The sequence below is a fragment of the Helicobacter pylori NCTC 11637 = CCUG 17874 = ATCC 43504 = JCM 12093 genome, from assembly GCF_900478295.1.
Lineage (GTDB): Bacteria > Campylobacterota > Campylobacteria > Campylobacterales > Helicobacteraceae > Helicobacter > Helicobacter pylori.
The window spans coordinates 1,283,582-1,310,580 of the sequence record NZ_LS483488.1; the positions used below are offsets into that span (position 1 = coordinate 1,283,582).

The 26,999-nt window shown below is 38.3% G+C and carries 26 protein-coding genes, 3 tRNA genes and 2 pseudogenes; 21 read left to right on the forward strand and 10 right to left on the reverse strand.

Features of this window, described 5'->3' with window-relative positions; genetic code table 11:
* Positions 1 to 5 precede the first annotated feature (5 nt).
* The 4 genes from DQL14_RS06430 to hemH form a co-directional block, all read right to left on the reverse strand.
* Positions 6 to 1,268: a glycosyltransferase family 10 domain-containing protein gene (locus tag DQL14_RS06430; protein WP_108169136.1), complete on the reverse strand. Its 1,263-nt coding sequence runs from the start codon at positions 1,266 to 1,268 to the stop codon at positions 6 to 8.
* A 9-nt stretch (positions 1,269 to 1,277) separates the two neighbouring features.
* A complete protein-coding gene (gene ccsA, locus DQL14_RS06435) occupies positions 1,278 to 4,088 on the reverse strand; it encodes a cytochrome c biogenesis protein CcsA (RefSeq protein ID WP_108169137.1) in 2,811 nt (936 codons plus the stop codon).
* 8 nt (positions 4,089 to 4,096) lie between these two features.
* Positions 4,097 to 4,762, reverse strand: a complete 666-nt coding sequence (locus tag DQL14_RS06440) for a SoxW family protein (protein ID WP_108169138.1) — start codon at positions 4,760 to 4,762, stop codon at positions 4,097 to 4,099.
* Between the two features lie 76 nt (positions 4,763 to 4,838).
* Positions 4,839 to 5,843, reverse strand: coding sequence for a ferrochelatase (hemH, locus tag DQL14_RS06445; RefSeq protein WP_108169139.1), 1,005 nt, complete (start codon positions 5,841 to 5,843; stop codon positions 4,839 to 4,841).
* Between the two features lie 55 nt (positions 5,844 to 5,898).
* Here hemH and DQL14_RS06450 point away from each other — a divergent pair, with 55 nt between their 5' ends.
* The gene (locus DQL14_RS06450; RefSeq protein ID WP_000892088.1) at positions 5,899 to 6,330 is read left to right on the forward strand and encodes a hypothetical protein; all 432 of its coding nucleotides are present in this window, start codon (positions 5,899 to 5,901) and stop codon (positions 6,328 to 6,330) included.
* Positions 6,331 to 7,011 carry a 16S rRNA (uracil(1498)-N(3))-methyltransferase gene (locus DQL14_RS06455; RefSeq protein WP_108169140.1) on the forward strand — a complete coding sequence of 227 codons (681 nt, stop codon included), beginning with the start codon at positions 6,331 to 6,333 and terminating at the stop codon, positions 7,009 to 7,011.
* Positions 7,012 to 7,103: 92 nt separating this feature from the next.
* Here the strand turns inward: DQL14_RS06455 and DQL14_RS06460 are convergent, their stop codons facing one another.
* Both DQL14_RS06460 and dcd read right to left on the reverse strand, forming a co-directional pair.
* Positions 7,104 to 9,209: a porin family protein gene (locus DQL14_RS06460; RefSeq protein ID WP_108169141.1), complete on the reverse strand. Its 2,106-nt coding sequence runs from the start codon at positions 9,207 to 9,209 to the stop codon at positions 7,104 to 7,106.
* Between the two features lie 160 nt (positions 9,210 to 9,369).
* Positions 9,370 to 9,936 carry a dCTP deaminase gene (gene dcd / locus DQL14_RS06465; protein ID WP_000523106.1) on the reverse strand — a complete coding sequence of 189 codons (567 nt, stop codon included), beginning with the start codon at positions 9,934 to 9,936 and terminating at the stop codon, positions 9,370 to 9,372.
* Positions 9,937 to 10,058: 122 nt separating this feature from the next.
* Here dcd and accB point away from each other — a divergent pair, with 122 nt between their 5' ends.
* From accB to DQL14_RS06490, 5 genes and pseudogenes are all read left to right on the forward strand, one after another.
* Positions 10,059 to 10,541 carry an acetyl-CoA carboxylase biotin carboxyl carrier protein gene (gene accB / locus DQL14_RS06470; RefSeq protein WP_001053769.1) on the forward strand — a complete coding sequence of 161 codons (483 nt, stop codon included), beginning with the start codon at positions 10,059 to 10,061 and terminating at the stop codon, positions 10,539 to 10,541.
* A gap of 14 nt (positions 10,542 to 10,555) precedes the next feature.
* Positions 10,556 to 11,923: an acetyl-CoA carboxylase biotin carboxylase subunit gene (locus tag DQL14_RS06475; RefSeq protein WP_108395369.1), complete on the forward strand. Its 1,368-nt coding sequence runs from the start codon at positions 10,556 to 10,558 to the stop codon at positions 11,921 to 11,923.
* 22 nt (positions 11,924 to 11,945) lie between these two features.
* Positions 11,946 to 12,428, forward strand: coding sequence for a hypothetical protein (locus DQL14_RS06480; RefSeq protein ID WP_108169952.1), 483 nt, complete (start codon positions 11,946 to 11,948; stop codon positions 12,426 to 12,428).
* Positions 12,395 to 12,928: an FkbM family methyltransferase gene (locus DQL14_RS06485; protein WP_108169143.1), complete on the forward strand. Its 534-nt coding sequence runs from the start codon at positions 12,395 to 12,397 to the stop codon at positions 12,926 to 12,928. Before DQL14_RS06480 ends, DQL14_RS06485 begins: the two co-directional genes overlap by 34 nt.
* 175 nt (positions 12,929 to 13,103) lie before the next feature.
* Positions 13,104 to 13,397, forward strand: a pseudogene (locus DQL14_RS06490) (SAM-dependent methyltransferase); the annotation flags it as partial.
* Positions 13,398 to 13,404: 7 nt separating this feature from the next.
* Here the strand turns inward: DQL14_RS06490 and DQL14_RS06495 are convergent.
* Complete coding sequence (locus DQL14_RS06495; RefSeq protein ID WP_108169144.1) at positions 13,405 to 14,688, reverse strand: RNA-guided endonuclease InsQ/TnpB family protein; 1,284 nt, start codon at positions 14,686 to 14,688, stop codon at positions 13,405 to 13,407.
* Between the two features lie 51 nt (positions 14,689 to 14,739).
* Here DQL14_RS06495 and tnpA point away from each other — a divergent pair, with 51 nt between their 5' ends.
* The 6 genes and pseudogenes from tnpA to pseC all read left to right on the forward strand — a co-directional run bounded on the left by tnpA (position 14,740) and on the right by pseC (position 18,310).
* Positions 14,740 to 15,186: an IS200/IS605 family transposase gene (tnpA, locus tag DQL14_RS06500; protein ID WP_162296838.1), complete on the forward strand. Its 447-nt coding sequence runs from the start codon at positions 14,740 to 14,742 to the stop codon at positions 15,184 to 15,186.
* An 86-nt stretch (positions 15,187 to 15,272) separates the two neighbouring features.
* Positions 15,273 to 15,950, forward strand: a pseudogene (locus tag DQL14_RS06510) (SAM-dependent methyltransferase); the annotation flags it as partial.
* Complete coding sequence (locus tag DQL14_RS08875) at positions 15,950 to 16,258, forward strand: type II restriction endonuclease (RefSeq protein WP_331837270.1); 309 nt, start codon at positions 15,950 to 15,952, stop codon at positions 16,256 to 16,258. The pseudogene DQL14_RS06510 and the gene DQL14_RS08875, both read left to right, overlap by 1 nt.
* Before the next feature lie 34 nt (positions 16,259 to 16,292).
* The gene (locus DQL14_RS08880; protein ID WP_331837271.1) at positions 16,293 to 16,499 is read left to right on the forward strand and encodes a type II restriction endonuclease; all 207 of its coding nucleotides are present in this window, start codon (positions 16,293 to 16,295) and stop codon (positions 16,497 to 16,499) included.
* Between the two features lie 93 nt (positions 16,500 to 16,592).
* Positions 16,593 to 17,186 carry a Laminin subunit alpha-2 precursor gene (locus DQL14_RS06520; protein ID WP_108169953.1) on the forward strand — a complete coding sequence of 198 codons (594 nt, stop codon included), beginning with the start codon at positions 16,593 to 16,595 and terminating at the stop codon, positions 17,184 to 17,186.
* Positions 17,183 to 18,310, forward strand: a complete 1,128-nt coding sequence (gene pseC, locus DQL14_RS06525; RefSeq protein WP_108169147.1) for a UDP-4-amino-4,6-dideoxy-N-acetyl-beta-L-altrosamine transaminase — start codon at positions 17,183 to 17,185, stop codon at positions 18,308 to 18,310. The genes DQL14_RS06520 and pseC overlap by 4 nt, the downstream gene beginning before the upstream one ends.
* A 38-nt stretch (positions 18,311 to 18,348) precedes the next feature.
* Here pseC and DQL14_RS06530 read toward each other — a convergent pair.
* Positions 18,349 to 18,433 (reverse strand) — tRNA-Leu (locus DQL14_RS06530).
* A 200-nt stretch (positions 18,434 to 18,633) separates the two neighbouring features.
* Between DQL14_RS06530 and DQL14_RS06535 the strand changes: the two genes are divergently transcribed.
* Genes DQL14_RS06535 through truA form a run of 4 tightly spaced genes read left to right on the forward strand, consistent with a single transcriptional unit; the run spans position 18,634 to position 22,075 of the window.
* On the forward strand, positions 18,634 to 19,659 hold the full coding sequence (locus DQL14_RS06535) for a ribonucleotide-diphosphate reductase subunit beta (RefSeq protein WP_000454012.1): 1,026 nt from the start codon (positions 18,634 to 18,636) through the stop codon (positions 19,657 to 19,659).
* Positions 19,660 to 19,668: 9 nt separating this feature from the next.
* Positions 19,669 to 20,298, forward strand: a complete 630-nt coding sequence (gene pcm / locus DQL14_RS06540) for a protein-L-isoaspartate O-methyltransferase (protein WP_108169148.1) — start codon at positions 19,669 to 19,671, stop codon at positions 20,296 to 20,298.
* A gap of 10 nt (positions 20,299 to 20,308) precedes the next feature.
* Entirely contained in the window at positions 20,309 to 21,346 is a 1,038-nt protein-coding gene (locus tag DQL14_RS06545; RefSeq protein WP_000589929.1) for an LptF/LptG family permease, read from the forward strand.
* The gene (gene truA, locus DQL14_RS06550; RefSeq protein WP_108169149.1) at positions 21,347 to 22,075 is read left to right on the forward strand and encodes a tRNA pseudouridine(38-40) synthase TruA; all 729 of its coding nucleotides are present in this window, start codon (positions 21,347 to 21,349) and stop codon (positions 22,073 to 22,075) included. It begins immediately after the preceding gene.
* On the opposite strand, the gene galE is transcribed toward truA, so the two are convergent.
* Positions 22,069 to 23,103 carry a UDP-glucose 4-epimerase GalE gene (gene galE / locus DQL14_RS06555; RefSeq protein WP_108169150.1) on the reverse strand — a complete coding sequence of 345 codons (1,035 nt, stop codon included), beginning with the start codon at positions 23,101 to 23,103 and terminating at the stop codon, positions 22,069 to 22,071. The genes truA and galE overlap by 7 nt on opposite strands.
* Positions 23,104 to 23,218: 115 nt before the next feature.
* Here galE and DQL14_RS06560 point away from each other — a divergent pair.
* The 4 genes from DQL14_RS06560 (at position 23,219) to DQL14_RS06575 (ending at position 25,942) form a co-directional block, all read left to right on the forward strand.
* Positions 23,219 to 23,295 (forward strand) — tRNA-Ile (locus DQL14_RS06560).
* A gap of 15 nt (positions 23,296 to 23,310) precedes the next feature.
* A tRNA-Ala gene (locus DQL14_RS06565) sits at positions 23,311 to 23,386 on the forward strand.
* Between the two features lie 250 nt (positions 23,387 to 23,636).
* Positions 23,637 to 25,172, forward strand: coding sequence for a hypothetical protein (locus DQL14_RS06570; protein WP_108169151.1), 1,536 nt, complete (start codon positions 23,637 to 23,639; stop codon positions 25,170 to 25,172).
* Positions 25,173 to 25,189: 17 nt separating this feature from the next.
* Positions 25,190 to 25,942 carry an SDR family oxidoreductase gene (locus tag DQL14_RS06575; RefSeq protein ID WP_108169152.1) on the forward strand — a complete coding sequence of 251 codons (753 nt, stop codon included), beginning with the start codon at positions 25,190 to 25,192 and terminating at the stop codon, positions 25,940 to 25,942.
* Positions 25,943 to 26,125: 183 nt separating this feature from the next.
* On the opposite strand, the gene hcpC is transcribed toward DQL14_RS06575, so the two are convergent.
* Complete coding sequence (hcpC, locus tag DQL14_RS06580; protein ID WP_108169153.1) at positions 26,126 to 26,998, reverse strand: Sel1-like repeat protein HcpC; 873 nt, start codon at positions 26,996 to 26,998, stop codon at positions 26,126 to 26,128.
* Position 26,999 lies beyond the last annotated feature (1 nt).

A 26,999-nucleotide genomic window follows, 5' to 3' on the forward strand; every position in this document is an offset into this window, starting at 1 on the left:
CAATTTTACAAACCCAATTTTTTAACCCATCTCCTTATTGCGCGCAACAAAGGTAAGGATTTTTGATAAGCTTTGCGATAGATTTTAAAAGTGGTGATTTGAGAGGGTTCTAATAAAGGTGAAGCGTTTTGTAAAAGGCGCTCATAATTAACCCTCAAATCATCATAATTAACCCTCAAATCATCAATAGATATTAACGGCTCATTCAAATCACGATAGAAAATGAAAGGGTTATTATGATAAATCGTGTCGTTTTCTAAAATCGTTTTAAAAAAATCTAGGATTTTTTTAAAACTCAAATCTTGGTAAAAGTAAGCTTTCCCATCAATTTCATTTAAAGGGTTTTCATAGAGCATGTCTAAATAAGCGTTTGGGTGCGTGTGCAGGTATCTCACGTAATCAATCGCTTCATCAAAATCTTTAAAATCACAAACGTTCACAAAACTTTTAGGGTTAAAATCTTTCGCCACGCTAGGACTCCCCCAATAAATGGGAATGGTATGGCTGAAATAAGCGTCAATGATTTTTTCAGTTACATAGCCATAGCCTTGCGAGTTTTCAAAACACAGATTGAATTTGTATTGGCTTAAAAACTCGCTCTTGTTTTTGACATTATAGCCTAAAGTGTTTCTCACGCTCCCTCCCCCAGTAACTGGCTCAATGGAATTTAGAGCGTCATAGAAAGCGTTCCTTTTAGGAGCGTTAGGGTTGCTTGCGACAAAGCTCGCAAACCCTCTTTTCAAAGGATCGATCTCATTATTCACTACTGCGCATAAATTAGGGTGGTTTTCTTTAAAATGATGGGAGGGTTTTTTTAAAGTATAAAGGCTGTTGTCTTTAATCTTGTAGGGTGCAGTGGTGTCATTCACGCTCTCTGCTTTATGGTGTAGTCTATCATAATATAAAGGCATTCTCAAATAACGATCTCTAAAGTCTAATTCATCAAAGCCTATGGCGTAATCAAAGAGGTTGAAATTAGGGACTTCATTTTCACCGGTGTAAAACACTCTTTTAGTGTTTTGATAGGATAAGATTTTTCTGGCTGCTCCAATAGGACTGCCAAAGACGAGATCGGAGGGTTTGTTGGGGTTTTGGTGGAGGGTGATTTTGTAGCGTTGGCTTAAGATAAAATACAGAGCGCTCTTTTTAAATTCTTCAGCGCCTCTCCACCAATTCGCCACAGCGATTTTTAGGGGGGGGGGAGATTTAGAGGCCATTTTTTCAATGGAAGCGCTTTCTATAAAGGCGTCTAATAGGGGTTGGAACATGGTTATCCTTTAAATTAATTTAGGCAAACTCAAATGGCGTTTGAAATACGCCAAGATCACGAGAGCGAAAGGTATCGCTACCAAAAAGTATAAAAAAGTAGGGATCGGCAAGGGATCGCCTGCGGCATAGCTGTGTAAGCCAGAAAGGTAGTAATTCACGCCAAAATAAGTCATTAAAACCGAATAAAACCCTAGCACGCTGCTGCTCGCTAAAATAAAGGGCCAATTTTGAGAGCCTAGAAAACGCAAATGCAAGATTAAAGCATAGACGCAAATAGAAATCAATGCCCAAGTTTCTTTAGGGTCCCACCCCCAATAACGCCCCCAAGATTCATTCGCCCACACCCCGCCTAAGAAATTCCCGGCTGTGAGCATGAACAGGCCTAAAATCATGCTCATTTCATTGATGGCGCTAATGGAGAGAATGGTTTTATCCAAATTGAAACGCCCTTGTTTGCGCAAAATAAACAAAATCAAACTCAAAATCCCTAGCACAAAACACAAGCCCAAAAAGCCATAACTGGCGGTGATGATAGAGACATGGATATTGAGCCAATAGGATTTCAACACCGGCACTAAATGGCCGATTTGAGGGTCCATAAAGCCTAAATGAGCCACAAAGAGCGCGATACCGGCTAAAAAGCTAGAGGCCGATAGCGCGAGTTTTGAGCGTAAAACAAACCCTGCGACAACAGAAGCCCATGCGATATAAAGCATGGACTCATAAGCGTTGCTCCAAGGCGAATGACCGCTCACATACCAACGCAAGATTAGCCCCACAGAATGAGCGATCGCGCAAAGCAAGATAGCCATATAAAGGATTTTAGTGGGCCAAATATTAGGGGGGGTGTTTTTAACCAGAGAGCTGATCACAACGATAAAAAGCAATAACCCAAGAAAGATATAAGGTAGGGTCAGGCGGTTAAAAAAATTGGTGTGGTTTAAAAAAATTTCAGAATCCACTTTAGAAGAGGGCAAATAGAGGTTTTTGGCATGCTCTTGTTGGTAAATGCTTAAATCTTTTAGGGTTTTTTCCACTTTATCCCATTGATTGGTTTTTAAAGCGTCATCAAACCCGCTAAAAATATTTTTTAAAAACTCCGTTGCCACGCTTGAAATTTCTTTATTGGGGCTGTTGATCGCTTCAATGGGCGAGAGCCAAGCGGTGGTTTTATCGCTAGGGAAAATGCGTAAAAATTGAGCGCTAAAAAGCGTATAGACTAAGTTGATTCGTTCATCTACTTTTAAGACGTCTTTATCCAATTCGTTGCGCGCGTTAGGGGATTTTTGATTGACTTCTTCAACCAAATTTTTTAATTTATACCCACGGCTATCAAACGCATCTCTAAAAGCGATACGGCTTTCGTCTAAGGGCGTGCCGATAAGCTTTCTTAAGGCTTTACTAGAAGTGTAAATCATCTTAATACTGCGCCAATCATTGGGGAAAAACATGATCCCTAAAAGCGTTTGCATGGCGTTTAGCCCTTGAAAATCATCTTTTTTTAAAATCTTATGGATATATTCAATGCTGATGGTATCAAGAGGTTTGATACGCCCGTCAAAATCCTGGACTTGAAGCCTTTGAAAGGCTTTTAAGTGGTCTTTGGAATACTCTCTTAAACGTTTCAAACGCTCTAAAATTGCGCTTTTAGAATCCTCTTTATTAGCGGGATTTTCTATCTTTTGTCGCTCAATTTTAGCACTTTTGCCCCCATGCATGTCAATTGGAGCCTCATTAGCAAACGAAGAAGTAAAAGGGCTGATTAAAATTAAAGCGAGCAAGAAACTAGCAACTTGTTGGGATTTTAAAAAGCGTGAAAGCTTCAAAAAACGCCCATTTTTATCCAAAAGCAACCACAAAGCCCCCAAAATAAGCATCGCATACCCTAAATAAGTGGGGATTTTACCCGGATCTTTATTGACAGAAAGGATCGTGCCTTTTTCATCCGTGTCATAGGAAGATTGGAAAAAGCGATAACCTTCATAATCTAAAACATGGTTCATAAAAATCCTATAAGGTTTGATCAAAGTGTTATCCAGTTTCAAAACTTCCACTTCTGAAGCGTAAGATGAAGGGCTCATAGAGCCGGCGTAGCGCTCTAATTCAAAACGCTTCAGTTTGATTTGAAAGGGCAATTCAATGTAAGCGGATCCAAAACTTAAAGAGAGCTTGTCGTCTTTAAACACCTCGCTTTCTTCTATGCCTTCATTCCTGTTGTTTTTAATGAGGTTGAATTTGCGGCTCACGCCGTTATAAGTCGCTTTTAACACTAAAATAGTAGCGTCATCTTTTTTAATGGCGTTTTGCTTGTAAATCTCTAAGGGTTCTAAAATCAAAGGCTTGTGATCTAAAGTGGCATGAATGGGTCTTAATCGTTTGGAATGATAAAAGGTTAAGGGCGTTTTTAAAGAAAGTTTGGTGGAGTCATTAAGAGTGATATTAAGGTAAGTGTCCGCGCTTTCAAAAGAGCTTTGCGCGCTATTTTCTCGCACATGCATAAGCCCTTCTACGCCAAAAAAGCGCGTGATGGCTGCCCCCAAAATGATTAAAATCAAGGAGCTGTGGAAAAAAAGGCTGGCGTATCTTTTGCGCTTCAAAGCTTTAGAATTAATGAATGTGCCTATTAAAACCACCAACAAATACGCATGCAAGAAATTAAACCAAGGGGTGTTATACACAATCGCCTTACTCGCGCTCGTGCCGTAATCGTTTTCTATAAAAGTGGCTATCGCGCACGCTAAGGCATAGAGTGCGATTAAAGGGATAGCGACCCAAAAAGAAGCCAGCAAAAAAGAAATCAAGCTCTTAAGGCTTTTCATGCATTTTCCTAGCTTGATTTGTTTTTAGAAAGGTTGGTTTTATACTTGATGTAAGCCTTTAATTTTTTGGTGAGATCCTCATCGTCTTTTGTGTCTTGATACTTCCCATCGCCGATAAATTCTAACACTGCTAAAAATTGCGTAGAGGGCATATAGCCGGGCAATTCATAGATGGTTTTACCGGTTTTATCGGATAAAACAATCGTAGGGGTGGATTGGACGGCATAAATTTGCGCTAATTCTTCTGTGGACATTTTGATTTCTTTTTCATCATTTTTATCGCCGACTTTAAAATCATGCTCTTTAGAGTAGCTGATATTGACATAGTAAGCGCTAAAATGCTCTTTAATATAGTCGCGCAATTCTTTGACATTTTTGAGATCTTTTTTAAGCCTTTCACAATAGGAGCAACCATTACGGCCAAAAACTAAAAGCATGTATTTATCGTTAGGACTAATGGACTTATTATCTGAAAAAACATCTTCTAAACCGGCATAGCTCTTTTTGTCTATGTTGTCTCGCTCATCATTTAATTCTTTGGAGCTTTGAGCGCCAGAACTTAAAAGATTTTCATCTAATTTGTCCTTATTGTTAGATTTGCAAGCGCTTAAAAATAGCGAAATCAATAGCAACACGCTTAAAAATTTCTTAGAAACATAAGAGAGTGAAAACATGGAATAACCTTTATTTTTTAATAGATTTGAAAACTAAGTATCTTACTACAATAATCGCTTTTTTATGCACATTTTACTATTCCTTGAGATCTTTAATCTGTTCAATAATGAAATTTGCAAACTCTATGGAATCGTTTAAGCATGGGCAAACCAAATATTCTTTAACCGCCAAGCGCTCTGCCATCAAGCGGTATTGCATGTCTAATTCATAGATCGTTTCAGAATTATCAATCGTGAAAGCTAAAGGATAGATGACAATATGAGACTTGCGGTGCTTTTCTATCAATTCTTCAGTGCTTGGCTCTAGCCATTTCATAGGCCCTAGCTTGGATTGGTAAGAGAGTAAGACTTCTTTAAAAGGGATATTTTTTTGTTGCATCAGCTCTTTTAACAAATTCACATGGTGTTCGCATTCTTGCTGGTAAGTATCGCCGGCATCAATAACGCTTTTAGGTAAGCCATGGACGGAAAAGATTAAGACAAAATCCTGGCTTTTGCGGTTGTTTAGGGTGTTTAAAATCGTGTTTAGAATGATTTCATTAAGTTTTTTGCTGGCATAAAAACGCTCTATTAGTCGCACCTTAGGGCGGAAAGTTTCTAAGGATTTTAGGGCGTTAAAAGCATCATTGAAACTAGAAAGGGTGGTGGTGCTAGAATATTGCGGATACATGGAAAAAAACACCAAGCTTTCTACCTCTTTTAAGGCTAAATCTTGCAAGACCATAGACGCATAAGGGGGGGTATAACGCATCGCATAAGTGTAAAAGCGAGAAGGATCCAATTCGTTCAAACGCTCCGTAAGGGCGAATGTGATAGGCGTTAAAGGGGATTTTCCCCCTAATTTTTCATAGATTTTTTTGGATTTTTCTATGCGGCTATTGACGATCATTTTACCCACCATTTTACGCATAAAATTATTTTTAATGGTAAGGATAAAGGGGTCATCAAACATGTTTTTTAAAAACACCCCCACTTCATAAAGGCTGTTAGGCCCTCCCATATTCAAAAGAATGACCGCTTCTTTAGGGGATTTTGTAGCGTTATTTTCTAAATTATCAAGCTTTTCATTGATTAAATTCATTAGCACATGCTAAAATAAAACGATTAATAAAAAATAAATCGTTAGAAAGAAGTTAATGTTAGAGATGAGTTTGCAAGCATTAAATACACAAGATTCTTCTGTGATGGCCCAATCCTTGCTTATCCATGCCTTTTTTGCCGCCTTGCTTGCCCTAGCCTTTATGATCAATCTTTACACCCTTTTTAAAGAAAAGAATTTTATCCAATTGAACAAAAAAATCTATCTTGTCATGCCAGCGATTTACATTCTTTTAAGCATCGCTCTTTTGAGCGGGATTTTTATTTGGGCGATGCAGCAATTTGAATTTTCTTTTAGCGCTGTTGCCATGCTTTTAGGGCTGTTGTTGATGCTTATAGCAGAAATCAAACGCCATAAAAGCGTGAAATTCGCTATCACTAAAAAAGAAAGGATGGAGGCGTATATTAAAAAGGCTAAAATCCTGTATTTTTTAGAAACGATTCTTATTGTTGTGTTAATGGGCCTTTGAATGCGTTTTGTCTATCACCCTTTAGCCAAAGAGCCTGTTTTAAAAATAGAAGGTGAGAGTTACACGCATTTATACCGCTCAAGGCGCATCAAAAGTGCGAGTCGTTTGGATTTAAGAAATTTAAAAGACGGCTTTTTATACACCTATGAGCATGCAGAAATCACTAAAAAACACGCCCTTTTAAAGCTAGTGGGTGCGCGATTATTAGAGGTTATGGCTAGTAAAAAAACGCATTTGATTTTAAGCGTGATTGAAACCAAAAGCGTTGAAAAAATCCTACCCTTTTTAAATCAATTAGGCGTGAGCAAGTTGAGTTTATTCTATGCGGATTTTAGCCAGCGCAATGAAAAAATAGACAGCACCAAATTAGAGCGCTTTCAAAAGATTTTGATCCATTCTTGCGAGCAATGCGGTAGGAGCTCTTTAATGGAATTGGAAGTGTTTTCAAACACCAAAGAGGTATTAAAAGCCTACCCTAAAGCGAGCGTTTTAGATTTTAAGGGCGAAACCTTACCCACAAGCGTGGGTTTTGAAAAGGGCGTTATCATAGGGCCTGAAGGGGGCTTTAGCGAACCAGAAAGAGAGTATTTTAAAGAGCGTGAAATTTATCACATCCCGTTAGATATGGTGCTAAAGTCTGAGAGCGCATGCGTGTTTGCAGCAAGTATCGCACAAGTTTAGGGGGTATCGCAAAAGTTTTAAAAACAAAATTTTAAAAACTTAAGATCTTAACTTTTTACTAAAAAGCTTGAATTAAAGCCAATTTTTAACCCCTAAAACACCCACCCGTAATTAAAAAACACTTTAAAATGACTGCCCCCTTCATTCAAAACAACAGAGTTCGCATAGATGCCATTATTAGAAGCGATTTTAATATCGCTTTGGATTAAAGGAACGCTAATGCCTACAGAATATTTAGAATGCTTGTAGCGGTAATTAAACCCAGTAACTATATCTAAATTACCGCTTCCTTTGACCTGGTTGAAAACATAGTAGCTATTGTATAAGCCCCTTAACCCCCCAAACACCCCAAAAGAGGAAGCAAAAACTTTTTTAGTTGGATTGCCTTGCTTTTTATTGGTATAAGTGGTGATGAAATCAAATAACACATCCATTCCCCCACCATAGCTTAATTGCTGGATTTTTTCATCGTCAGCTTGAGCGTAGTTGTATTTGATGATGCCGTAATAGGCTAACCCTATGTAGTCATTGAAATAATGTTGGTAGCCTATTTTAACATTAACCCCTAAAATAGGGCTTCTAAAATTTTTACTTGAAGAGTGGTAAGTGGTGGTGGAAGTGGTGGAAAAATTTTGCGTGATCGCGCTGACCATAGAGGTTGCAAAATTTTGCGCATTCAACCCAGCGTTTAAATGGCTGGTTTGGCTATTTAGGTTAGCGAAATTAATGGGGAGGGCGTTTTGATTGATGAGCTGTTGCCAAACGGCGGTGGTAACCCCTATAAGCCCAGCGGGGACTTGAGCGCAATTGGTGTAGATGGAATTGGGGTAGTTGCCCGCTGTATAGACTTGGTGGTTGTCCTTATAAAAAGAACATACATTATAGGTGTAACCATCCTGATCTTTTACTTCTTTTCCGTTTGTAAATTTTAGTTCTTCTTTCCCATTGACTAACTCTTCTTTTCCACCCTCACATTCTTGTATGGCTCCGCCGTTTTCTTGGCACAAGCGCACCCTTTGATAAGTCATGTTCCCATTATGCGTATAGCCTTTAGTGTGGCTAAATTCATGGATAATGTCTCTTAATTCCACAATATCAACTTTGTTCAAAGTTTTACCAAACAATTTTTCGGGATTTAATGCAGAAGCGGCTATCCCTAGATTGCCATCATTATCATCAAGTTCATACCCTAGCCCTAAAAACCCTGATTTCATGATGTTCACTTCAAGATTGATTGCTCTTCTAAACGCATCTATAACGGATTGTGGGGTTAGCACGTATTTTTCATAGATGGGAGCGACACGCCCGTTATTGAAAGGATTCACGCATTTAGGAAAGTCAGAGCCGCACTCTGATGGGCTGTTAGAAAATTGGAAAGGAGCGTTTAAAATGGCTTCTTCCCACGATTTAGAGTCAAACACCGCAATCATATCTAGCATTAAATTGGTCAATTCTTCTGCGGTTTGTGGGGTGAAATCTGACACACAATCATTGCAATTACCTTTAAAATTGTTGGTATCGGCGTTTTCATAACTCATCGTTACATTGGTCGTGATTTGGCTGAGCTTTTCAAACAAACTTTGCGTGTTAGCATCAGAAAATTGTGTGGCAGTAGCTTGAAGTTGTTGGTAATTAAAGCTATCAGCTTGTTCAAATTCTGAATCATTAAACAAGCTTGCAGGCAGAATGATTTGAGAATCTTTAGGGATAGTTTCTATCACGCCTAAATTGACTACCTTGCCTTGAGCGTCTGTATAGCTCAGCTCAATATTGTTTAAATTGTAGGGCAGAAAGTTTTGTATGGTTACGCTCCCATTAACCATATTCGCATACACAGGGTTTTGAGAATAAAAAGTTAAGCCATTTTTTTCTATATTATCCGTGGTGAATAAAGCCGTTGCGTTTTTTAAAATGGTGCTTTGGGGTATGTAGTATTTTCCGTAAGCACTTTGTGGGGTGGCTGTATCGCTTTTGTTTTGTTCTTTAGGCTGTTCTTTAGTTTGTGGGTGGGTTAGGGGGTTTTTTTGGATTTTTTGGGTGGTTATGGTTTGCTCTTTATTTTGCACGCCTTCTAATAACCCGGTTTCAAACCCGGCTTCTATAAAAAAGCCGTCTTTTTGGTGTTTTTGAAAGGCTTCTAAAGGGTTGAACAAGCCGATTAAAGACAAGCAAATCGTTTTACTAACGAATCTTAGCATGGTAATTTCCTAAATAATTTAGCGTTTTGTTCTCAAAGAGTGTGTAACTCAATCAAACTGAACTTTCGTATTATAATATATTTTTGAGAAACTGCGGTATTGTTTGTATTAAAAAATAAACAACGCTCACAAGGATAAGTGTTTTTATCTTTCTTCAAAATCACTTTAAAATTTTAGGCAAAGTGATGCCCACTTGCCCTTGATACTTACCGCCTCTGTCTTTATAGCTTTGCTCGCACATTTCATCGCCTTGTAAAAACACCACTTGCGCGATCCCCTCATTGGCATAGACTTTAGCCGGTAAGTTGGTGGTGTTAGAAATTTCAATCGTGATATAGCCTTCAAATTCTGGCTCAAAAGGCGTAACATTCACAATGATCCCACACCTGGCGTAAGTGCTTTTGCCTAAACAAATCGCTAAGGTGTCTTTAGGCATTTTAAAATACTCTATCGTATGAGCTAGGGCGAACGCGTTAGCGGGCAAGATAAAATACCCTTCTTTACTCGCATCAATTTTAGTCGCGTTGTTAGGGTCAAAGTTTTTAGGGTCAATTAAAGCGTTTTTGTTATCAAAGAGCATGAACTCACTCCCCACTCTAATATCATACCCGTAACTGCTCAAACCATAGCTGATCACATTCTTACCGACTTGCTTTTCGCAAAAAGGGCTAATCATGCCATGCTCTAAACTCATTTTTTTAATCCAAGAATCCGCTTTCAATCCCATACGCACAAAGCCTTTAAAGTTTGTTAATAATTATGTTATTATAACAATAATTTTTTGCTAAAAACGCTTAGTAAGATTATGTTTTGTGGCATATTTTAAAACAATATAAGGAATAAATCGTTATGAACCTTTCTGAAATTGAAGAGTTGATCAAAGAATTTAAAGCTTCTGATTTGGGGCATTTGAAATTAAAGCATGAGCATTTTGAGTTGGTTTTGGATAAAGAATCCGCTTATGCGAAAAAAAATGCACTAAATCCCGCTCATTCTCAAGCCTCCATCCAAGCCCCCATCATGGTAGAAGCGAGCATGCCAAGCACTCAAGCCCCTGTGCCTATGGTATGCACCCCTATTGTGGATAAAAAAGAAGATTTCGTGCTTTCGCCTATGGTAGGCACTTTTTATCATGCGCCCTCGCCTGGGGCTGAGCCTTATGTCAAAGCGGGCGATACGCTTAAAAAAGGGCAAATCGTGGGCATTGTAGAAGCGATGAAAATCATGAATGAAATTGAAGTGGAATACCCTTGCAAGGTGGTTTCTGTTGAAGTGGGAGACGCTCAACCGGTAGAATACGGCACGAAACTCATCAAAGTTGAAAAGCTTTAAAATCCATGAATAAAGTGAATAAAGAAAATAAAAAGGTAGAAAAAAAAGAGCTTTCACGCATTTTGATCGCTAATAGAGGCGAGATCGCTTTAAGAGCGATCCAAACCATTCAAGAAATGGGTAAAGAATCCATAGCCATTTATTCTATCGCTGACAAGGACGCCCACTATCTTAATACGGCTAGCGCAAAAGTGTGTATAGGGGGGGCCAAATCCAGCGAGAGTTACTTGAATATCCCTGCAATCATTAGCGCGGCGGAATTGTTTGAAGCGGATGCGATTTTCCCTGGGTATGGGTTTTTGAGCGAGAATCAAAACTTTGTAGAGATTTGCTCGCACCATTCTTTAGAATTTATTGGCCCAAGCGCGAAGGTCATGGCTTTAATGAGCGACAAATCCAAAGCCAAAAGCGTGATGAAAGAAGCCGGCATGCCTGTGATTGAGGGCAGTGATGGGTTGCTTAAAAGCTATCAAGAAGCTGAAGAAATCGCTGATAAAATCGGCTACCCTGTCATCATTAAAGCGGCCGCTGGTGGGGGAGGGAGAGGCATGCGCGTCGTAGAAGATAAATCCAAGCTTAAAAACCTTTATTTAGCCGCCGAAACGGAAGCTTTGAGCGCGTTTGGCGATGGGAGCGTGTATTTAGAAAAATTCATCAACAAGCCTAAGCACATTGAAGTCCAGATTTTAGCCGATAAGCACGGCAATGTCATTCATGTGGGCGAAAGGGATTGCTCGGTGCAAAGACGCCAGCAAAAGCTCATTGAAGAAACCCCGGCAGTGGTTTTAGAAGAGGGCGTTCGTAAGCGTTTGCTAGAAACAGCGATCAAGGCCGCTAAATATATCGGCTATGTGGGGGCTGGGACTTTTGAATTTTTGCTCGATTCCAACATGAAAGATTTTTATTTCATGGAGATGAACACTCGTTTGCAAGTGGAACACACCATTAGCGAAATGGTGAGCGGGTTAAATCTCATTGAATGGATGATTAAAATCGCTCAAGGCGAAGAATTGCCCAAGCAAGAAAGCTTTTCTCTTAAAGGGCATGCGATAGAATGTAGAATCACTGCAGAAGATCCTAAAAAATTCTACCCAAGCCCGGGCAAAATCACCGAATGGATCGCCCCTGGTGGGGTGAATGTGCGCCTTGATTCGCATGCGCATGCCCATTATGTCGTGCCTACGCACTATGATTCTATGATTGGCAAGCTCATTGTGTGGGGTGAAAACAGAGAAAGAGCGATCGCTAAGATGAAAAGGGCTTTAAAGGAATTTAAAGTAGAAGGCATTAAAACGACCATTCCTTTCCACCTTGAAATGCTTGAAAATGCGGATTTCAGGCAAGCAAAAATCCACACGAAGTATTTAGAAGAAAATTTTTAAACTTAATTACAAGGAGATTTTAATGAAGCAAGTGATTAAAAGGGTTCTTAAAGGTTTATTGCCTAATAGGGTTTTAAACGCGTATCATCATGTTGAAAACTTGGGAGCGATTAAAGAGCAAGTTCGTTCTAATACTGAAACTCTAAGATCGTTTAAAGAGCAAATCAACTCTATAGTCAATCAGGTTAATTCCATTCTTTGGCGAGCCGAAAGGGTAATGTCTATCAATGAATTGTTTGTTGAAACCCCTAAAGAAAAGATAGAAAGTTTTATTAAAAGTTTACATCCCATTAAGACAGAACATGAATTAGTGCGTTTGGGGGCAAAATATGATGGAGGTTATTTGGTTCCTAATGATTTTAAGGGGATTAAAGCACTCTTTTCTCCAGGTGTGGGTAATGAAAGTGCGTTTGAAGAAGATTTTTATCGTCAATGCAAACTTGCAAATCCTAACGATATATATATATATATATGGCAGACAAATCGGTCAATGAACCGATACTGAATATCCCTAAAGAAAACTACTCCTTTATTAAAAAATTCATCGGTTGCACTAATGACGAAGATTTTATTACGCTAGACACATGGGTCAATAATTCTCAAGTGGGCGAAGGGGATTTAACGTTGCAAATGGATATTGAAGGGGGTGAATATCTCGCCCTCATCAGTGCGAGCGATACGCTATTGAATCGTTTCAGAATCATTGCTTTAGAAATCCATCGGCTGAAATATTTGTGGGATAACAACTATTTTGAAATGGTTCAAAGCGCTTTAAATAAGATTTTAAAAACGCATTATTGTGTGCATTTGCACCCAAATAATTGTTGTCCTATTTTTAATTATAATAGTTTAGAAATCATTGAAGTGGTAGAATGCACTTTTATTAGGAAAAATAGAGTAAAAAATATCTTAGGGTATTGCACAGAATTTCCGCATCCTTTAGATGCAGATAATGTGGTTGAAAATCCTACGCTAATCTTACCTAGAAATTGGTATGGAGGCTGAAGTCTTTCTGTTTTGAAATGCTTGAAAATGCGGATTTCAGGCAAGCAAAAATCCACACGAAGTATTTAGAAGAAAATTTTTAAGTTTTAAGGATTTTCTTAAGCATGATTTAAGGATTTTAAACGATCAGAAAAAATCAGCATTAAATTTTATGATTTTATAGTAAAGTTTTTTCATGCAAACCTTGTTTAAAGAAATTACCCCTAAACGCTATGTCAATGGCAATGAGATGAAAGAAAATTCTAGCAATGTCCTAGATCAGTATTTCACTAAGCCTAGTGTGGCTTTAAAGTGCTTTCAAAAAGCTTGTGAAGTGATTAAAAAATACGAAAATCCAGATGGCTTTATTTTTTTAGAGCCAAGTGCAGGCGATGGGGTGTTTTATGACTTGTTTCCTAAAAATAGGCGCATTGGTATAGACATTGAACCCAAAAGAGATGGATTTATTCCATGCGATTTTGTGAATTACCCAACCGCTAAAGCGATTGGGCTTTTTCTTGCTTCATAGCTCCATAACTAGCTAGATCCAATATGTTTCCATATTTAGAACTAACCCCGTTAGAGGAAGCTCCACAAGCTTTGACACACTCATTAGTGTGATGAGTGTAATCGCTTCGGATAATCCCTACCCTAGCTTTATCTGTCTTTACTTTATGCCTATCATCTAGCATGCCTAAAGCGTAGTTTCTGATATTGACGCTCGCATTATAATCTCTGTGGTGTGTGGTTTTACAATGAGGACAAGTGAATTTAGTGATGCTTTCATGTTTTTTGCCTGTATTGACCCCACAATAAGAACATAATTGAGAGCTAGGGAAAAATCTGTCTATGCCTAATAGGGTTTTGCCTTTTCTTTGGGCTTTGTATTCCAACATAGTAAGGAATTTCCCCCAACTCGCATTAGCAAGGCTTTTAGAATGATAGGTTTTCATAAGAGCTTTAATATTCAAAGTTTCTACTCCTATCAAATCGTATTGATTGGTTATCTCATTACTGATTTTATGCAAGTAGTCATCTCTAGTGTTTGAACAAGCTAAATGCAATCTGGATACCTTTTTAGCTTGTTTTTTCCTGTTGTTGGAACCTTTTACTTTTTTACTTAACCTCCTTTGCGCTTTAGTGAGTTTCTTTTCTAATTTTTGATAAAAGCGAATGTGTGGGTATTCTATTTTATCGCTTGTAACAATGAGCGTTCTTAAGCCCATGTCTAAACCTACCGCTTTTTTGATAATGGTGGGGTTAGGGATAGGCTCTTTAGTTTCATAGGATAGAGAACAAAAATATTGATCCGCTATGCAAGAAATAAAAGCCTGTTTGATAACGCTATCTTTAGGCAAGTCTCTGTGTAATTTAGCCTTAATGCCCTCTTTGAATTTAGGGAGAGCGATGGTTTGAGTTTCTGTTTTGATTTCTATGTTTTGAGGGATTGCAAAAGATTGTTTAGCGTTTTTCTTGGATTTGAATTTAGGGTATCTCGCTCTTTTACTGAAGAAATTATCATAAGCGCTCACCAGCTGTCTTAACGCCATTTGCAAGCTTTGAGAATTGCATTCATTGAGATAATGGTATTTTTCTTGCCGCTTGATTTGGGTTAAGACTTTTTGCATGGTGAAGTAAGTTTCTTTAATGCCTTTTGCGTATTGCTTTTGCCGGTAATCTAAAAAGTAGTTATACACGACTCTAGAACAGCCAAAATGTTTAGAAATCAATTCTTTTTGTTGGGCGTTAGGATAAATTCTAAACTTGATAGCGTTAAGCAAAAATAACTCCTTATCTTTATCTTGTATTATTATACAATGTTTTTATAAATAATGAATAAGGATAGAGGAATGAGGAAAAACCATTATCCATTAAGGGGGTATATTCCAACCAACAGAAGTAAGCATAATCTAAAAGCCCATTTGATTTTAGTGTGTAAATACAGAAAAAAGTTATTGCAAGGGGATTTGAATAACTTTATTAAGTCTGTTATAGATGAGATAGCCACCCAAAGCAATCTCATTATCATTGCGATGGAAAGCGATATAGATCATTTGCACTTAATGGTTCAATATATCCCTAGAATGTCTATTAGTTCCATTATTGCTAAAATCAAACAAATCACTACTTATAGAGTTTGGCGCGATAAAAGATTTATCCCCTTATTGCAAAAACACTTTTGGAAAGAAAAAACTTTTTGGACTGATGGATTTTTTGCTTGCTCTATCGGTGAGGCTAACCCTGAAACGATCAAGGCGTATATAGAAAATCAAGGTTAGTTTTACTTAAGGTTTTTATAGTTCCTAGCGGAACTAAAGCATTCATCCCAAACACTAAAGATATTTGGGATTTCTGCTTGGGTGGTTTAAATTATAAACTGCCTACGCATCAAAAAGTGATTTGCTTGGGCAACCCTCCTTTTGGGCATCGTGGGGTTATGGCGTTAGAATTTATCAACCATGCTAAAAGTTGTGATTTTGTGTGTTTTATCCTACCCATGTTCTTTGAAAGTCAAGGAAAAGGCTCTATTAAATATCGTGTGAAAGGTTTGAATCTGCTTTATAGCGAACGCTTAGAAAAAAATGCGTTTATAGATTTTAAAAATAAAGAAGTGGATGTGCATTGCGTGTTCCAAATTTGGAGCAAGAAGTATCAAAACAAAAAAAGTGAATTTTCTTGGTATAAGAATCGCCATAAAGAACCCTTTGGCGAGTATATCAAGGTTTTCACGGTTTCATTAGCTAAAAACAGAGAATGCGGTAAAGAGTGGATTTTTAATCAAAAAGCGTCTTTTTACATTTCATCAACTTTTTATAAAAGCACACAAATTGTAGAGAACTTTGAGGAAGTTAAGTATCAATCTGGTATTGCTGTGGTATTTACTAGCACTAACAAGGCTTTAAACGCTAAATTAAAAAAACTATTCCAAGAAATTGATTGGACAAAATACGCAAGTTTAGCGACTAATTCTTGCTATCATTTAGGAAAAAGTCATATTTTTCAAGCCTTATATGATCATTTGGATAGCTTAAAGGATAATTGATGGACTTAGAACAAACTTTTTTGAAAATTATTGAAAAAAAACATAAAGAATTGAATTTAGGGCAAGACTACAACGCTATTTTTTCAAAAATTAGAGATTTTGAAGCCAACGCTATAGGGCAGATTGGCGAAGAGTTTTTAAAAAATGTGCTTAACGCTATAGATGAAGTGATCAATGATGGCATTATTCATGATGAATACGATATTATGACAAAAAGCGGTGTATCCTTTGAAGTTAAAACAGCACAAAAAGGCAGAACTAACAACACTTTTTTAGTTCAATGGTATAAACCCACGATACAACTATGATTTTTTGGTTTGCTTAGGAGTGTGCGAAGACAAATTGCTTTATAGAATTTTTAAAAAAGATGGAATCCATTACATTCATAAAGAAAGAAAATACTTTATGAAACAAAATGAGTTTAAAAAGCAACTAGTGCCAATGAATCCTGATAATCAAGTCAATTATAAACTCACTCTCAATATTAAAGAATTGAAAGAAATTACAAACCTCATCAAAGAGTTAAAAAGGGTTTTAGGGTTAGATTAATATTTTTAGATAGAATTGGGTGGAATAAAATGTTTTTAGGAATAGAGTTTGCTTATCTTGTCTTTAAGAAAGTCCAATGAAGTGGAGGATAAGATGTCTAAGATTTCAAATAATTATAACCCGTCTTTGATGGTAAGGGATTACCACAGGGTTGGTTCGCGCACAAGAAAAGAAGAAAATAAGGAAATTCAAAATCTTTCAGAGAATGATGAAAAAATCAAATTAGCCAAACAAGCTAAGCATGATAACCTAGCCATAGGGGATTTAGAAAGTCGCCTTAAAAGCTTAAAAGGCATGGATAAAGACGCTAAAGAATTGGTGGGGATTTCTAAAGCTTACGCTCACAATAATGAAAAAGATCGAAGCGATTTTGAGCATTTTAAAAGCCGTTTGGACAAAGCGATTGATTCTTTCAACCAAAAATCAGGCAATGATAGTTTGAAACTCCCTGGCAATATTGACATTGACGACACGAAGGCTTTGGAAAAATTTTCAAAATCATTAGAAAGTGAGAAAGAAAACATTCAAAACTCTTTGCACCAGTGGAAAAAACAGCTCGCTGAAACGAATCATTTAAACAAGGAATACAACACCTTAGATAAAACAAGACTGAACGCTCAAAAATTCCAAGATGTCCATGACACAAGCAAGATCACCCCATCTCGCTTGCAAGACTTGCTCGCTTGAAAGAGTTTGCTTATAGCGAGCCTTGTTTAGACGAAGAAGATAAAAAGGCTGTTTTAGAGGTTTTAAATTCCAAACAGCTCACGCAAGGCAAACGCTCTCTTTTGTTTGAAGAAGCTTTGTGCGAGTTTCTGGGCGTTAAGCATGCGTTAGTGTTTAACAGCGCGACTTCAGCCCTTTTAACGCTCTATAGGAATTTTAGCGATTTTGACGCTGATTGTAATGAAATAATCACCACCCCTATAAGCTTTGTAGCGACGGCTAACATGCTTTTAGAAAGCAGTTACAAACCCGTATTTGCTGAAGTCAAAAACGATGGCAATATAGATGAATTAGCCCTAGAAAAGCTCATTACTAAAAAAACCAAAGCCATAGTGAGCGTGGATTATGCCGGTAAAAGCGTGGAAGTAGGAAGCATTCAAAAGCTTTGCAAAAAACATTCTTTGAGTTTTCTTTCTGACAGCTCGCATGCTTTAGGGAGCGAGTATCAAAACAAAAAAGTAGGAGGCTTTGCGTTAGCGAGCGTGTTTAGTTTCCATGCCATTAAGCCTATCACTACGGCTGAAGGGGGAGCGGTCGTTACTAATAATAGCGAATTGTATGAAAAAATGAAATTGTTTCGCTCTCATGGCATGCTCAAAAAAGATTTTTTTGAAGGCGAAGTCAAAAGCATAGGGCATAACTTCCGCTTGAATGAAATCCAAAGCGCTTTGGGTTTGAGCCAGCTTAAAAAAGCCCCCTTTTTAATGCAAAAAAGAGAAGAAGCCGCTCTAACCTATGACAGGATTTTTAAAGATAACCCTTATTTCACCCCTTTACACCCCTTGTTAAAAGATAAAAGCTCTAACCACCTTTACCCTATTTTAATGCACCAAAAATTTTTTGCATGCAAAAAACTCATTTTAGAAAATTTGCACAAGCGTGGCATTTTAGCCCAAGTGCATTACAAGCCCATTTACCAATACCAATTGTACCAACAGCTCTTCAATACAGCCCCATTAAAAAGCGCAGAAGATTTTTATAACGCTGAAATTTCCTTGCCTTGTCATGCGAATTTAAATTTAGAGAGCGTTCAAAACATCGCTCATGGCGTTTTAAAAACTTTTGAGAATCTTAAGATAGAATGAGTTTCATTTATAGGGCTTCAAATTTTAATCATTAAGAATGGTGCGGAAGAAAGGAATCGAACCTTCATGCCTTGCGGCGCTAGATCCTAAGTCTAGTGCGTCTACCAATTTCGCCACTTCCGCACACCGCACGCCATCGCATGCATTAAGAAGTAGAAAATAAAGAAGCAGTATTTTAGCTGTTTAATCCTTTAAAAATACTGAAAAATTGAAGTTTTTTAAAATTTGGAGTTTTTTCTGGCTTTTAGGGGGTTTTAAATTCTTTTAAGGTATTCTAACAAGACTATATCATTGAGATAGTTTTAAGGAAATTAAGGAACAAAATGGAAGTTTCACGCAAGAAAATTTACAACCCCAATTCTACAGAAAGTGTGAATGAAAGAAAGATTTTTGGGGGTAATCCTACAAGCATGTTTGATTTGAATAAGATCAAGTATCAATGGGCGGATCATTTGTGGAAAACGATGCTCGCTAACACTTGGTTTGCTGAAGAAGTGAGCATGAATGATGACAAAAGGGATTATTTGAAATTGAGTGCAGAAGAAAAGATCGGCTATGACAGAGCTTTAGCGCAACTCATTTTTATGGACAGCTTGCAAACGAATAATTTAATTGACAATATCAATCCCTTCATCACCAGCCCCGAAATCAATTTGTGTTTGGTGCGTCAAGCTTATGAAGAAGCCTTACACAGCCATGCGTATGCGGTGATGGTAGAAAGCATTAGCGCGAATACTGAAGAGATTTATGACATGTGGCGTAACGATATGCAATTAAAAAGCAAGAATGACTATATCGCGCAAGTGTATATGGAATTAGCCAAAAACCCCACAGAAGAAAACATTCTCAAAGCGCTTTTTGCGAACCAGATTTTAGAGGGGATTTATTTTTATAGCGGGTTTAGCTATTTTTACACTTTGGCTAGGAGCGGTAAAATGCTAGGATCAGCGCAAATGATTCGTTTTATCCAAAGAGATGAGGTAACGCATTTGATTTTATTCCAAAACATGATCAACGCTTTAAGGAATGAAAGAGCGGATCTCTTCACGCCGCAATTGATTAATGAAGTCATAGGAATGTTTAAAAAAGCGGTAGAAATTGAAGCTTTGTGGGGGGATTATATCACGCAAGGCAAGATTTTAGGGCTCACTTCCAGCTTGATTGAGCAATACATCCAGTTTTTAGCGGATAGCCGTTTGAGTAAGGTGGGTATCGCTAAAGTTTATGGCGTCCAACACCCCATTAAATGGGTAGAGAGCTTTTCAAGTTTCAATGAGCAACGCTCTAATTTCTTTGAAGCTAGGGTGAGTAATTACGCTAAAGGGAGCGTGAGTTTTGATGATTTTTAAGGGGCTTGTTTGAATAGTATTAAAAACCATTTGATGTGTGAAGAAATCCATAAGCGTTTCAATTTGCACCCCAAAGTGAGAAAGGCTATGGAGAGCATTGAAAGAGAAGTTTTTGTGCCAGCCCCCTTCAAGCATTTTGCCTACACTTTAAACGCGCTTTCTATGCAAGCGCAACAATACATTTCTTCGCCCCTGACCGTGGCCAAAATGACGCAATATTTAGAAATTGATCATGTGGATAGCGTGCTAGAAATTGGCTGCGGGAGCGGCTATCAAGCGGCGGTTTTGTCTCAAATTTTCAGGCGCGTTTTTAGCATTGAAAGGATTGAAAGCCTGTATATAGAAGCGCGTTTGCGCCTTAAAACTCTCGGTTTAGACAACATTCATGTTAAATTCGCTGATGGGAATAAGGGCTGGGATCAATACGCCCCCTATGATAGGATTTTATTCTCTGCTTGTGCTAAAAATATCCCTCAAGCGCTGATTGATCAGCTTGAAGAAGGCGGGATATTAGTCGCGCCCATTCAAGAAAACAACGAGCAAGTCATCAAACGCTTTGTGAAGCAAAATAACGCCTTGCGCGTCCAAAAAGTGTTAGAAAAATGCTCGTTTGTGCCTGTTGTAGATGGGGTGCAATAAAGATTAAAGCATGATTAAACACTATCTTTTCATGGCGGTTTCGCAGGTCTTTTTCTCTTTCTTTTTAGTGCTGTTTTTTATCTCCTCTATCGTGCTATTAATCAGTATTGCAAGCGTAACGCTCGTGATTAAAGTGAGCTTTTTAGATCTAGTGCAACTCTTTTTGTATTCCTTGCCTGGAACCATTTTTTTTATTTTACCGATCACTTTTTTTGCGGCTTGCGCTTTAGGGCTTTCAAGGCTTAGCTATGACCATGAATTGTTAGTGTTTTTCTCTTTAGGGGTTTCGCCTAAAACAATGACTAAAGCGTTTGTGCCTTTAAGCTTATTAGTGAGCGCGATTTTATTAGTGTTTTCGCTCATTTTAATCCCCACTTCTAAGAGCGCTTATTACGGGTTTTTGCGTCAAAAAAAAGACAAGATTGATATTAACATCAGAGCCGGTGAATTCGGGCAAAAATTAGGCGATTGGCTCGTGTATGTGGATAAGGCTGAAAACAATTCCTATGATAATTTAGTGCTTTTTTCCAATAAAAGCCTTTCTCAAGAAAGCTTCATTCTAGCCCAAAAAGGCAATATCAACAATCAAAACGGCGTGTTTGAATTGAATTTATACAAAGGGCATGCGTATTTCACTCAAGGCGATAAAATGCGTAAAGTTGATTTTGAAGAATTGCATTTGCGCAACAAGCTCAAGTCTTTCAATTCTAATGATGCGGCTTATTTGCAAGGCACGGATTATTTAGGTTATTGGAAAAAAGCCTTTGGTAAAAACGCTAATAAAAATCAAAAGCGCCGTTTTTCTCAAGCGATTTTAGTTTCCTTATTCCCTTTAGCGAGCGTGTTTTTGATCCCCCTATTTGGCATCGCCAACCCGCGATTCAAAACGAATTGGAGTTATTTTTATGTCCTTGGAGCGGTTGGGGTTTATTTTTTAATGGTGCATGTGATTTCTACGGATTTGTTTTTGATGACCTTTTTCTTCCCCTTTATTTGGGCGTTTGGCTCTTATTTGTTGTTTAGAAAATTCATTTTAAAGCGTTATTGAATGCGTTGTTTTAAGGCTACTATCGCTTATGATGGGGCGTATTTTTTAGGCTATGCCAAACAGCCTAACAAACTCGGCGTTCAGGATAAAATAGAGGGCGCTTTAAATGCGCTAGGGATTAAAAGCGTTGTGGTTGCGGCCGGGCGCACGGATAAAGGCGTGCATGCCAACAACCAAGTGCTGTCTTTTCACGCTCCAAAACACTGGAATGCTGATAAATTATTTTATTATCTAGCCCCCAAACTCGCCCCGCATATTGTCTTAAAAAAACTAGAAGAAAAAAACTTCCATGCGCGTTTTGATGCTCAAAAAAGAGCGTATCGTTACCTTTTAACAAAGAATTTAAAAACGCCTTTTTTAGCGCCTTATATCGCTTGTGGGGATTATGGTTCGCTAGATGCGTTAAACACCGCTTTAAAGCAATTCACAGGCAAGCATGATTTTTCCATGTTTAAGAAAAAAGGTGGAGCGACAACCAATCCTAAACGCGCTATTTTTAACGCTTTTGCTTATAAAACCTTTATCATAGGGCATGAGTGCGTGGTGTTTAAAATCATTGGCGATGCGTTTTTACGCTCTAGCGTGCGTTTGATCATTCAAGCATGCGTTCAATACTCCTTAGAAAAGATCACGCTCGCTGAAATTGAAATGCAAATCCACAACCTCAAAGCCACTATAAGAACGCCCATAATGGCTAATGGTTTGTATTTGCACAGGGTGTATTATTGAAATCTTAAAAGGTGTTCTTCCCAATCTAGAGCGCTTTTGATAATGGTGTCTAGGTTGTTATAAAGGGGTTTGAAAGGGGTGTTTTGTAAGATTTTAGCGTTATTGGCAATAAGGCTTGCTGGATCGCCCTGTCGCTTGTCTAAAATTTCCACTAAAAAATCGTTGTTTGAGATTTCTTTAACCTTTTCTATCACTTCTTTCACGCTATGGCCTTGATTGTAGCCGACATTATAAATCTCGCTCTTATTTTTTTCTAAAAGGGTTTGATAGCTCGCTAAATGCGCGTTAGCCAAATCATCTACATGGATATAATCCCTAATGCAAGTGCCATCTCTAGTGGGGTAGTTAGTGCCAAAAATCCCCATTTTTTTCCTTTTCCCCACAGCGCATTCGCATGCAATTTTGATCAAATGCGTGGCGTTGAGCGTGCGCTGTCCTAGCGTGTAAGGGGTGGTATAATCATTATGCATGCATGCCCCAGCCACATTGAAATAGCGTAAAATAACGCATTTAAAATCCGCTATTTTAGAAGTGTCTAACAAGATTCTTTCGCTCATCATTTTAGACGCTCCATAAGGATTAATGGGGTTTAAGGGGCTTTCTTCGTTCAAGCTTGAACTAGACTCGCCATAAACCACGGCCGTGGAAGAAAAAATAAAACGCTTGATTGCATGTTTTAAACAAAGTTTGACAAGCTCTAAAGTGTTGAGCGTGTTGTTGGTGTAGTATTCTAAAGGCAAGCGCGTGGATTCTTCTACTGAGATTTTAGCCCCAAAATGCAAAATAGCTTCAATAGAGTCTTTTAGCTGTTGCCTATTCAAAAAGGCGTCTAATTTGTGGGTTTCATTCAAATTCGCTTGAATAAACACAATCCTATTAGGGTAGTAACGCTCTAACGCTTTGATATGCTCTAAAAAACCGGTGCTTAAGTCATCTACAATAATGATGTTTTCTTTGGTTTTTTCTAAAAACGCCCTTGCGGTATGCGAGCCTATATACCCACACGCCCCTGTGAATAATAATGCCATAAAAACCCCTTTTGAAATGAAAAAATAATGAGTATTATAACATTTTAATCCCATTTATCATTTAAGGATTTTTTAAGAAAGTTTAACCTATAATTTCGTCTTTATTGGCTTTAAAGGGCTTATAGCTCAGGTGGTTAGAGCGCACCCCTGATAAGGGTGAGGTCGGAGGTTCAACTCCTCCTAAGCCCACCATTTTTTACAACCTTTGGGGAATTAGCTCAGCTGGGAGAGCGCCTGCTTTGCACGCAGGAGGTCAGCGGTTCGATCCCGCTATTCTCCACCATTGTTTTCTCCTTAAATTTTTTCTTTTTATCAGTCGTGTCTTGGTTGAGAAATCCTAAACGATTGGATCGTCTTTGTTTAACGCCGCAAGTCTTTTAACTCAAAGCTCCTTGATGGAAGATTAAATTGGATTGAGATTTTTGGTTATAAAAATTCTTATTACCGCTCATCAAGGCTTTATAAAAAATGTTAGAAACCCTTACAAAACAAGCTAATATATTCTATTCAATTTGCTTCAAGGACAAACAAACATGAAAAAACTTCTTTATACCATACTTGCGCTTCTTTTAATCGGCCTTTTAACAACCTATCTTACCCTTTTTACAGAATGGGGGAATAAAATCATCGCTTCGTATATAGAGAAAAAAATCAACCCGAACGAGCGCTACTTGAGCGTTAAAACCTTTAAATTAAGATTCAACTCTTTGGATTTTAAAGCTCAAGCCAACGATGATTCCACGCTCATTCTTAAGGGGGATTTTTCACTTTTAAAGCAAAGCGTGGATTTGAATTATCATATAGATATTAAAGATTTACGCTCTTTCAAAGAATGGATACCCTACCCTTTAAGAGGGGCTATTATTACTTCTGGGAATATCAAAGGGCATAGAAAAGCCCTTATGATTCAAGGCGTCTCTAATGTGGCTCAATCCCACACTGCCTACAACGCCCTTTTAGACGATTTCAAGCTTTCTCGCTTAAGCTTGAACGCAAAAGACGCCCATTTAGAAGATTTGCTTTATTTAATCAATCGCCCTGCTTATGCGAACGCAAAAGTGTCCTTACAAGCGGATTTTAGCTCTCTAAAGCCTTTAGAAGGGCATTTGATTCTAACAGCCAATAACGCTTTAATCAATAACGCCCTAATCAATCAAATGTTTCATTTAAACCTTAAAGACACGCTTATCTTCAGCCTCTCGCACTCAAGCGACTTTAAAGAGGACAAAGCCATCAGCGATACCACCCTAACTAGCCCTTTAGTTAATTTCACGGCCCTAAAAAGCGAATATCTTTTCTCTGTTTTAAAACTCAACGCCCCCTACACTTTAGAAATACCCAACCTAGCCAAACTCCAAAACATTACCAACCACCCCTTAAAAGGGAGCTTGACTTTAAAAGGCACTATAGAGCAAAGCCCTAAACTTTTAAAAGTCAACGGCCATTCAAATTTATTGGACGGCGCACTGGATTTCACGCTTTTAAATAAAGATTTGAAAGCCCGTTTTTCCAATATTTCCACTTTAAAAGCCTTAGATTTATTCCATTACCCCAAGTTTTTCCAATCCATTGCAGACGTTAACTTGGATTATGACCTTATCTCTAAGCAAGGCGTGTTGAAAGCCAATCTCAAAAACGCAAGATTCCTCAAAAATGCATTCAGCGACTTTCTCTACTCCATTTCTAAATTTGATATTACTAAAGAAATTTATAACGATGCCAATCTGGTAAGCCAAATCAACCAGCAACGCCTGCTCTCTAGTCTCAGCTTAAAAAGCCCCAAAACCCAATTGAAAATCCATAACGGCTTATTGGATTTAAACACCAAGCAAATGGACATGCTCATGGATGCGGAAATTTTAAAATTCGTTTTTAAAATGAAACTTCAAGGTAACATGCACCAGCCAAAATTTTCCCTCATTTTAAACGAAAAAGCCATCCAACAAAACCTGCAACAAGGCTTGAAAGAAATCTTAAAAAATGACACCCTTAAAAAAGGTTTAGATCATTTGCTTAAAGATGATAAGCTCAAAGAAAAGCTTGAAAAAGGGCTTAAGGGGCTTTTTTAAAATTTTAAAGGACAGAAATGGCGCACATTTTAGTTAGTGGGGCGACTTCAGGGTTTGGGTTAGAAATCGCTAAAGCGTTTTTACAAAAAAGCCATGTGGTTTTTGGCACAGGGAGGCGAAAAGAGAATTTGCAAGAATTGCAACTCGCTTACCCTAAGCATTTCATTCCCTTGTGTTTTGATCTTCAAAACAAGCTTGAAACTAAGCGAGCGATAGAAACTATTTTTTCCATGACGGATCGCATTGACGCTTTAATCAATAACGCCGGCTTAGCGCTAGGCTTGAACAAGGCTTATGAATGCGAGTTAGACGACTGGGAAATCATGATAGACACAAATATTAAGGGGTTGTTGCATCTCACCCGCTTGATCTTGCCCTCTATGATAGAGCATAACCAAGGGACTATCATCAATCTTGGCTCTATCGCTGGCACTTACTCCTATCCTGGCGGGAATGTCTATGGAGCGAGCAAGGCGTTTGTGAAGCAATTTTCTTTAAATTTGCGAGCGGATTTGGTTGGCACTAACATCAGAGTGAGTAATGTTGAACCCGGTTTGTGCGGCGAAACCGAATTCAGCATGGTGCGCTTTAAGGGCGATAAAATAAAAGCCCAATCTGTCTATGAAAACACCATTTATCTCAAACCACAAGATATTGCTAACATCGTGCTATGGATTTATGAACAACCCTTGCATGTCAATATCAACCGCATAGAAATCATGCCCATAAGCCAAACTTTCGCTCCCCTACCCACCCATAAAAACCCTTAAGGGGTTTTAAGAATAAATTTAAACTTTAATAACCCTTTAAGTTTTAAAAAAAGGGGATTTTGGTTGTTTAAACTCATCATCTTAAGAGAATAGGAAGTATTTTGGAAATGATCCTCCCCTAAAATCCCCCCTAACACCCTAAAAGACCGCTTTTTAAAGCCGCTTGATCAAGCCTTATTCAAACTAAACTTTGATTTTGAGCTGCTTGAGAATATCGCATGCCCCTTTAGCGCCCAATTTACAGCCTTTTTTAAAGTTTTCTATGGCTTGCTTTTCATTCCTTGTTGCACCTTCGCCATTGTATTGCATAGCCCCTAAATTGAAACACCCTCCGCCGTTTTGCATCTCGCATGCTTTAGAATAACGATCGAGAGCCTCTTTAAAATTCTTCGCCACGCCATCGCCATGATGATACATATTCCCTGCGTTAAAACACCCCGGGCTGTCTTTTAAGTCGCAAGCTTTATCATACGAAGCGAGCGCCTTTTTCAAATCCTTAGGCGTGCCTCTGCCTGCATCATACAAGCTCCCTAATATCGTGCAACCATCGCCATCGTTTAAATCGCACGCTTTAGTGAAATATTCCACCGCTTTTTTAAAATCCCTAGTTACCATTTTACCATCATGATAAATCCCCCCTAAGCTCGCGCACCCTTCAGCGTATTTCAAATCGCACGCTTTAGAGTAGTATTGTAAGGCTTTATTGGTGTTTTGGGACACGCCTTGCCCACTGTAATATAAATTCCCTAGCAAATGACACCCATTGCTGTAATTCAAATCGCAAGCTTTAGCGTAAAAGGAGGCGGCTTTTTTCAAGTTCTTTTCCACCCCTTGCCCTTGATAATAAAGCACCCCTAAATTAAAACACCCGCTATTTTCTTTCAAATCGCACGCTTTCTCAAAATATTTCTTAGCTTGAGTGAAATCTTGCTCTTTGTAACTCTTTGCGCCCAAACCCACAAGCTCTTTAGGGTCTTGCTCTGCCATTAGCCCCCCTAAACACAACGCTCCCAAGCACAAAACCCTAAAAAGGGATTTTTTGACATTTTCTAACATG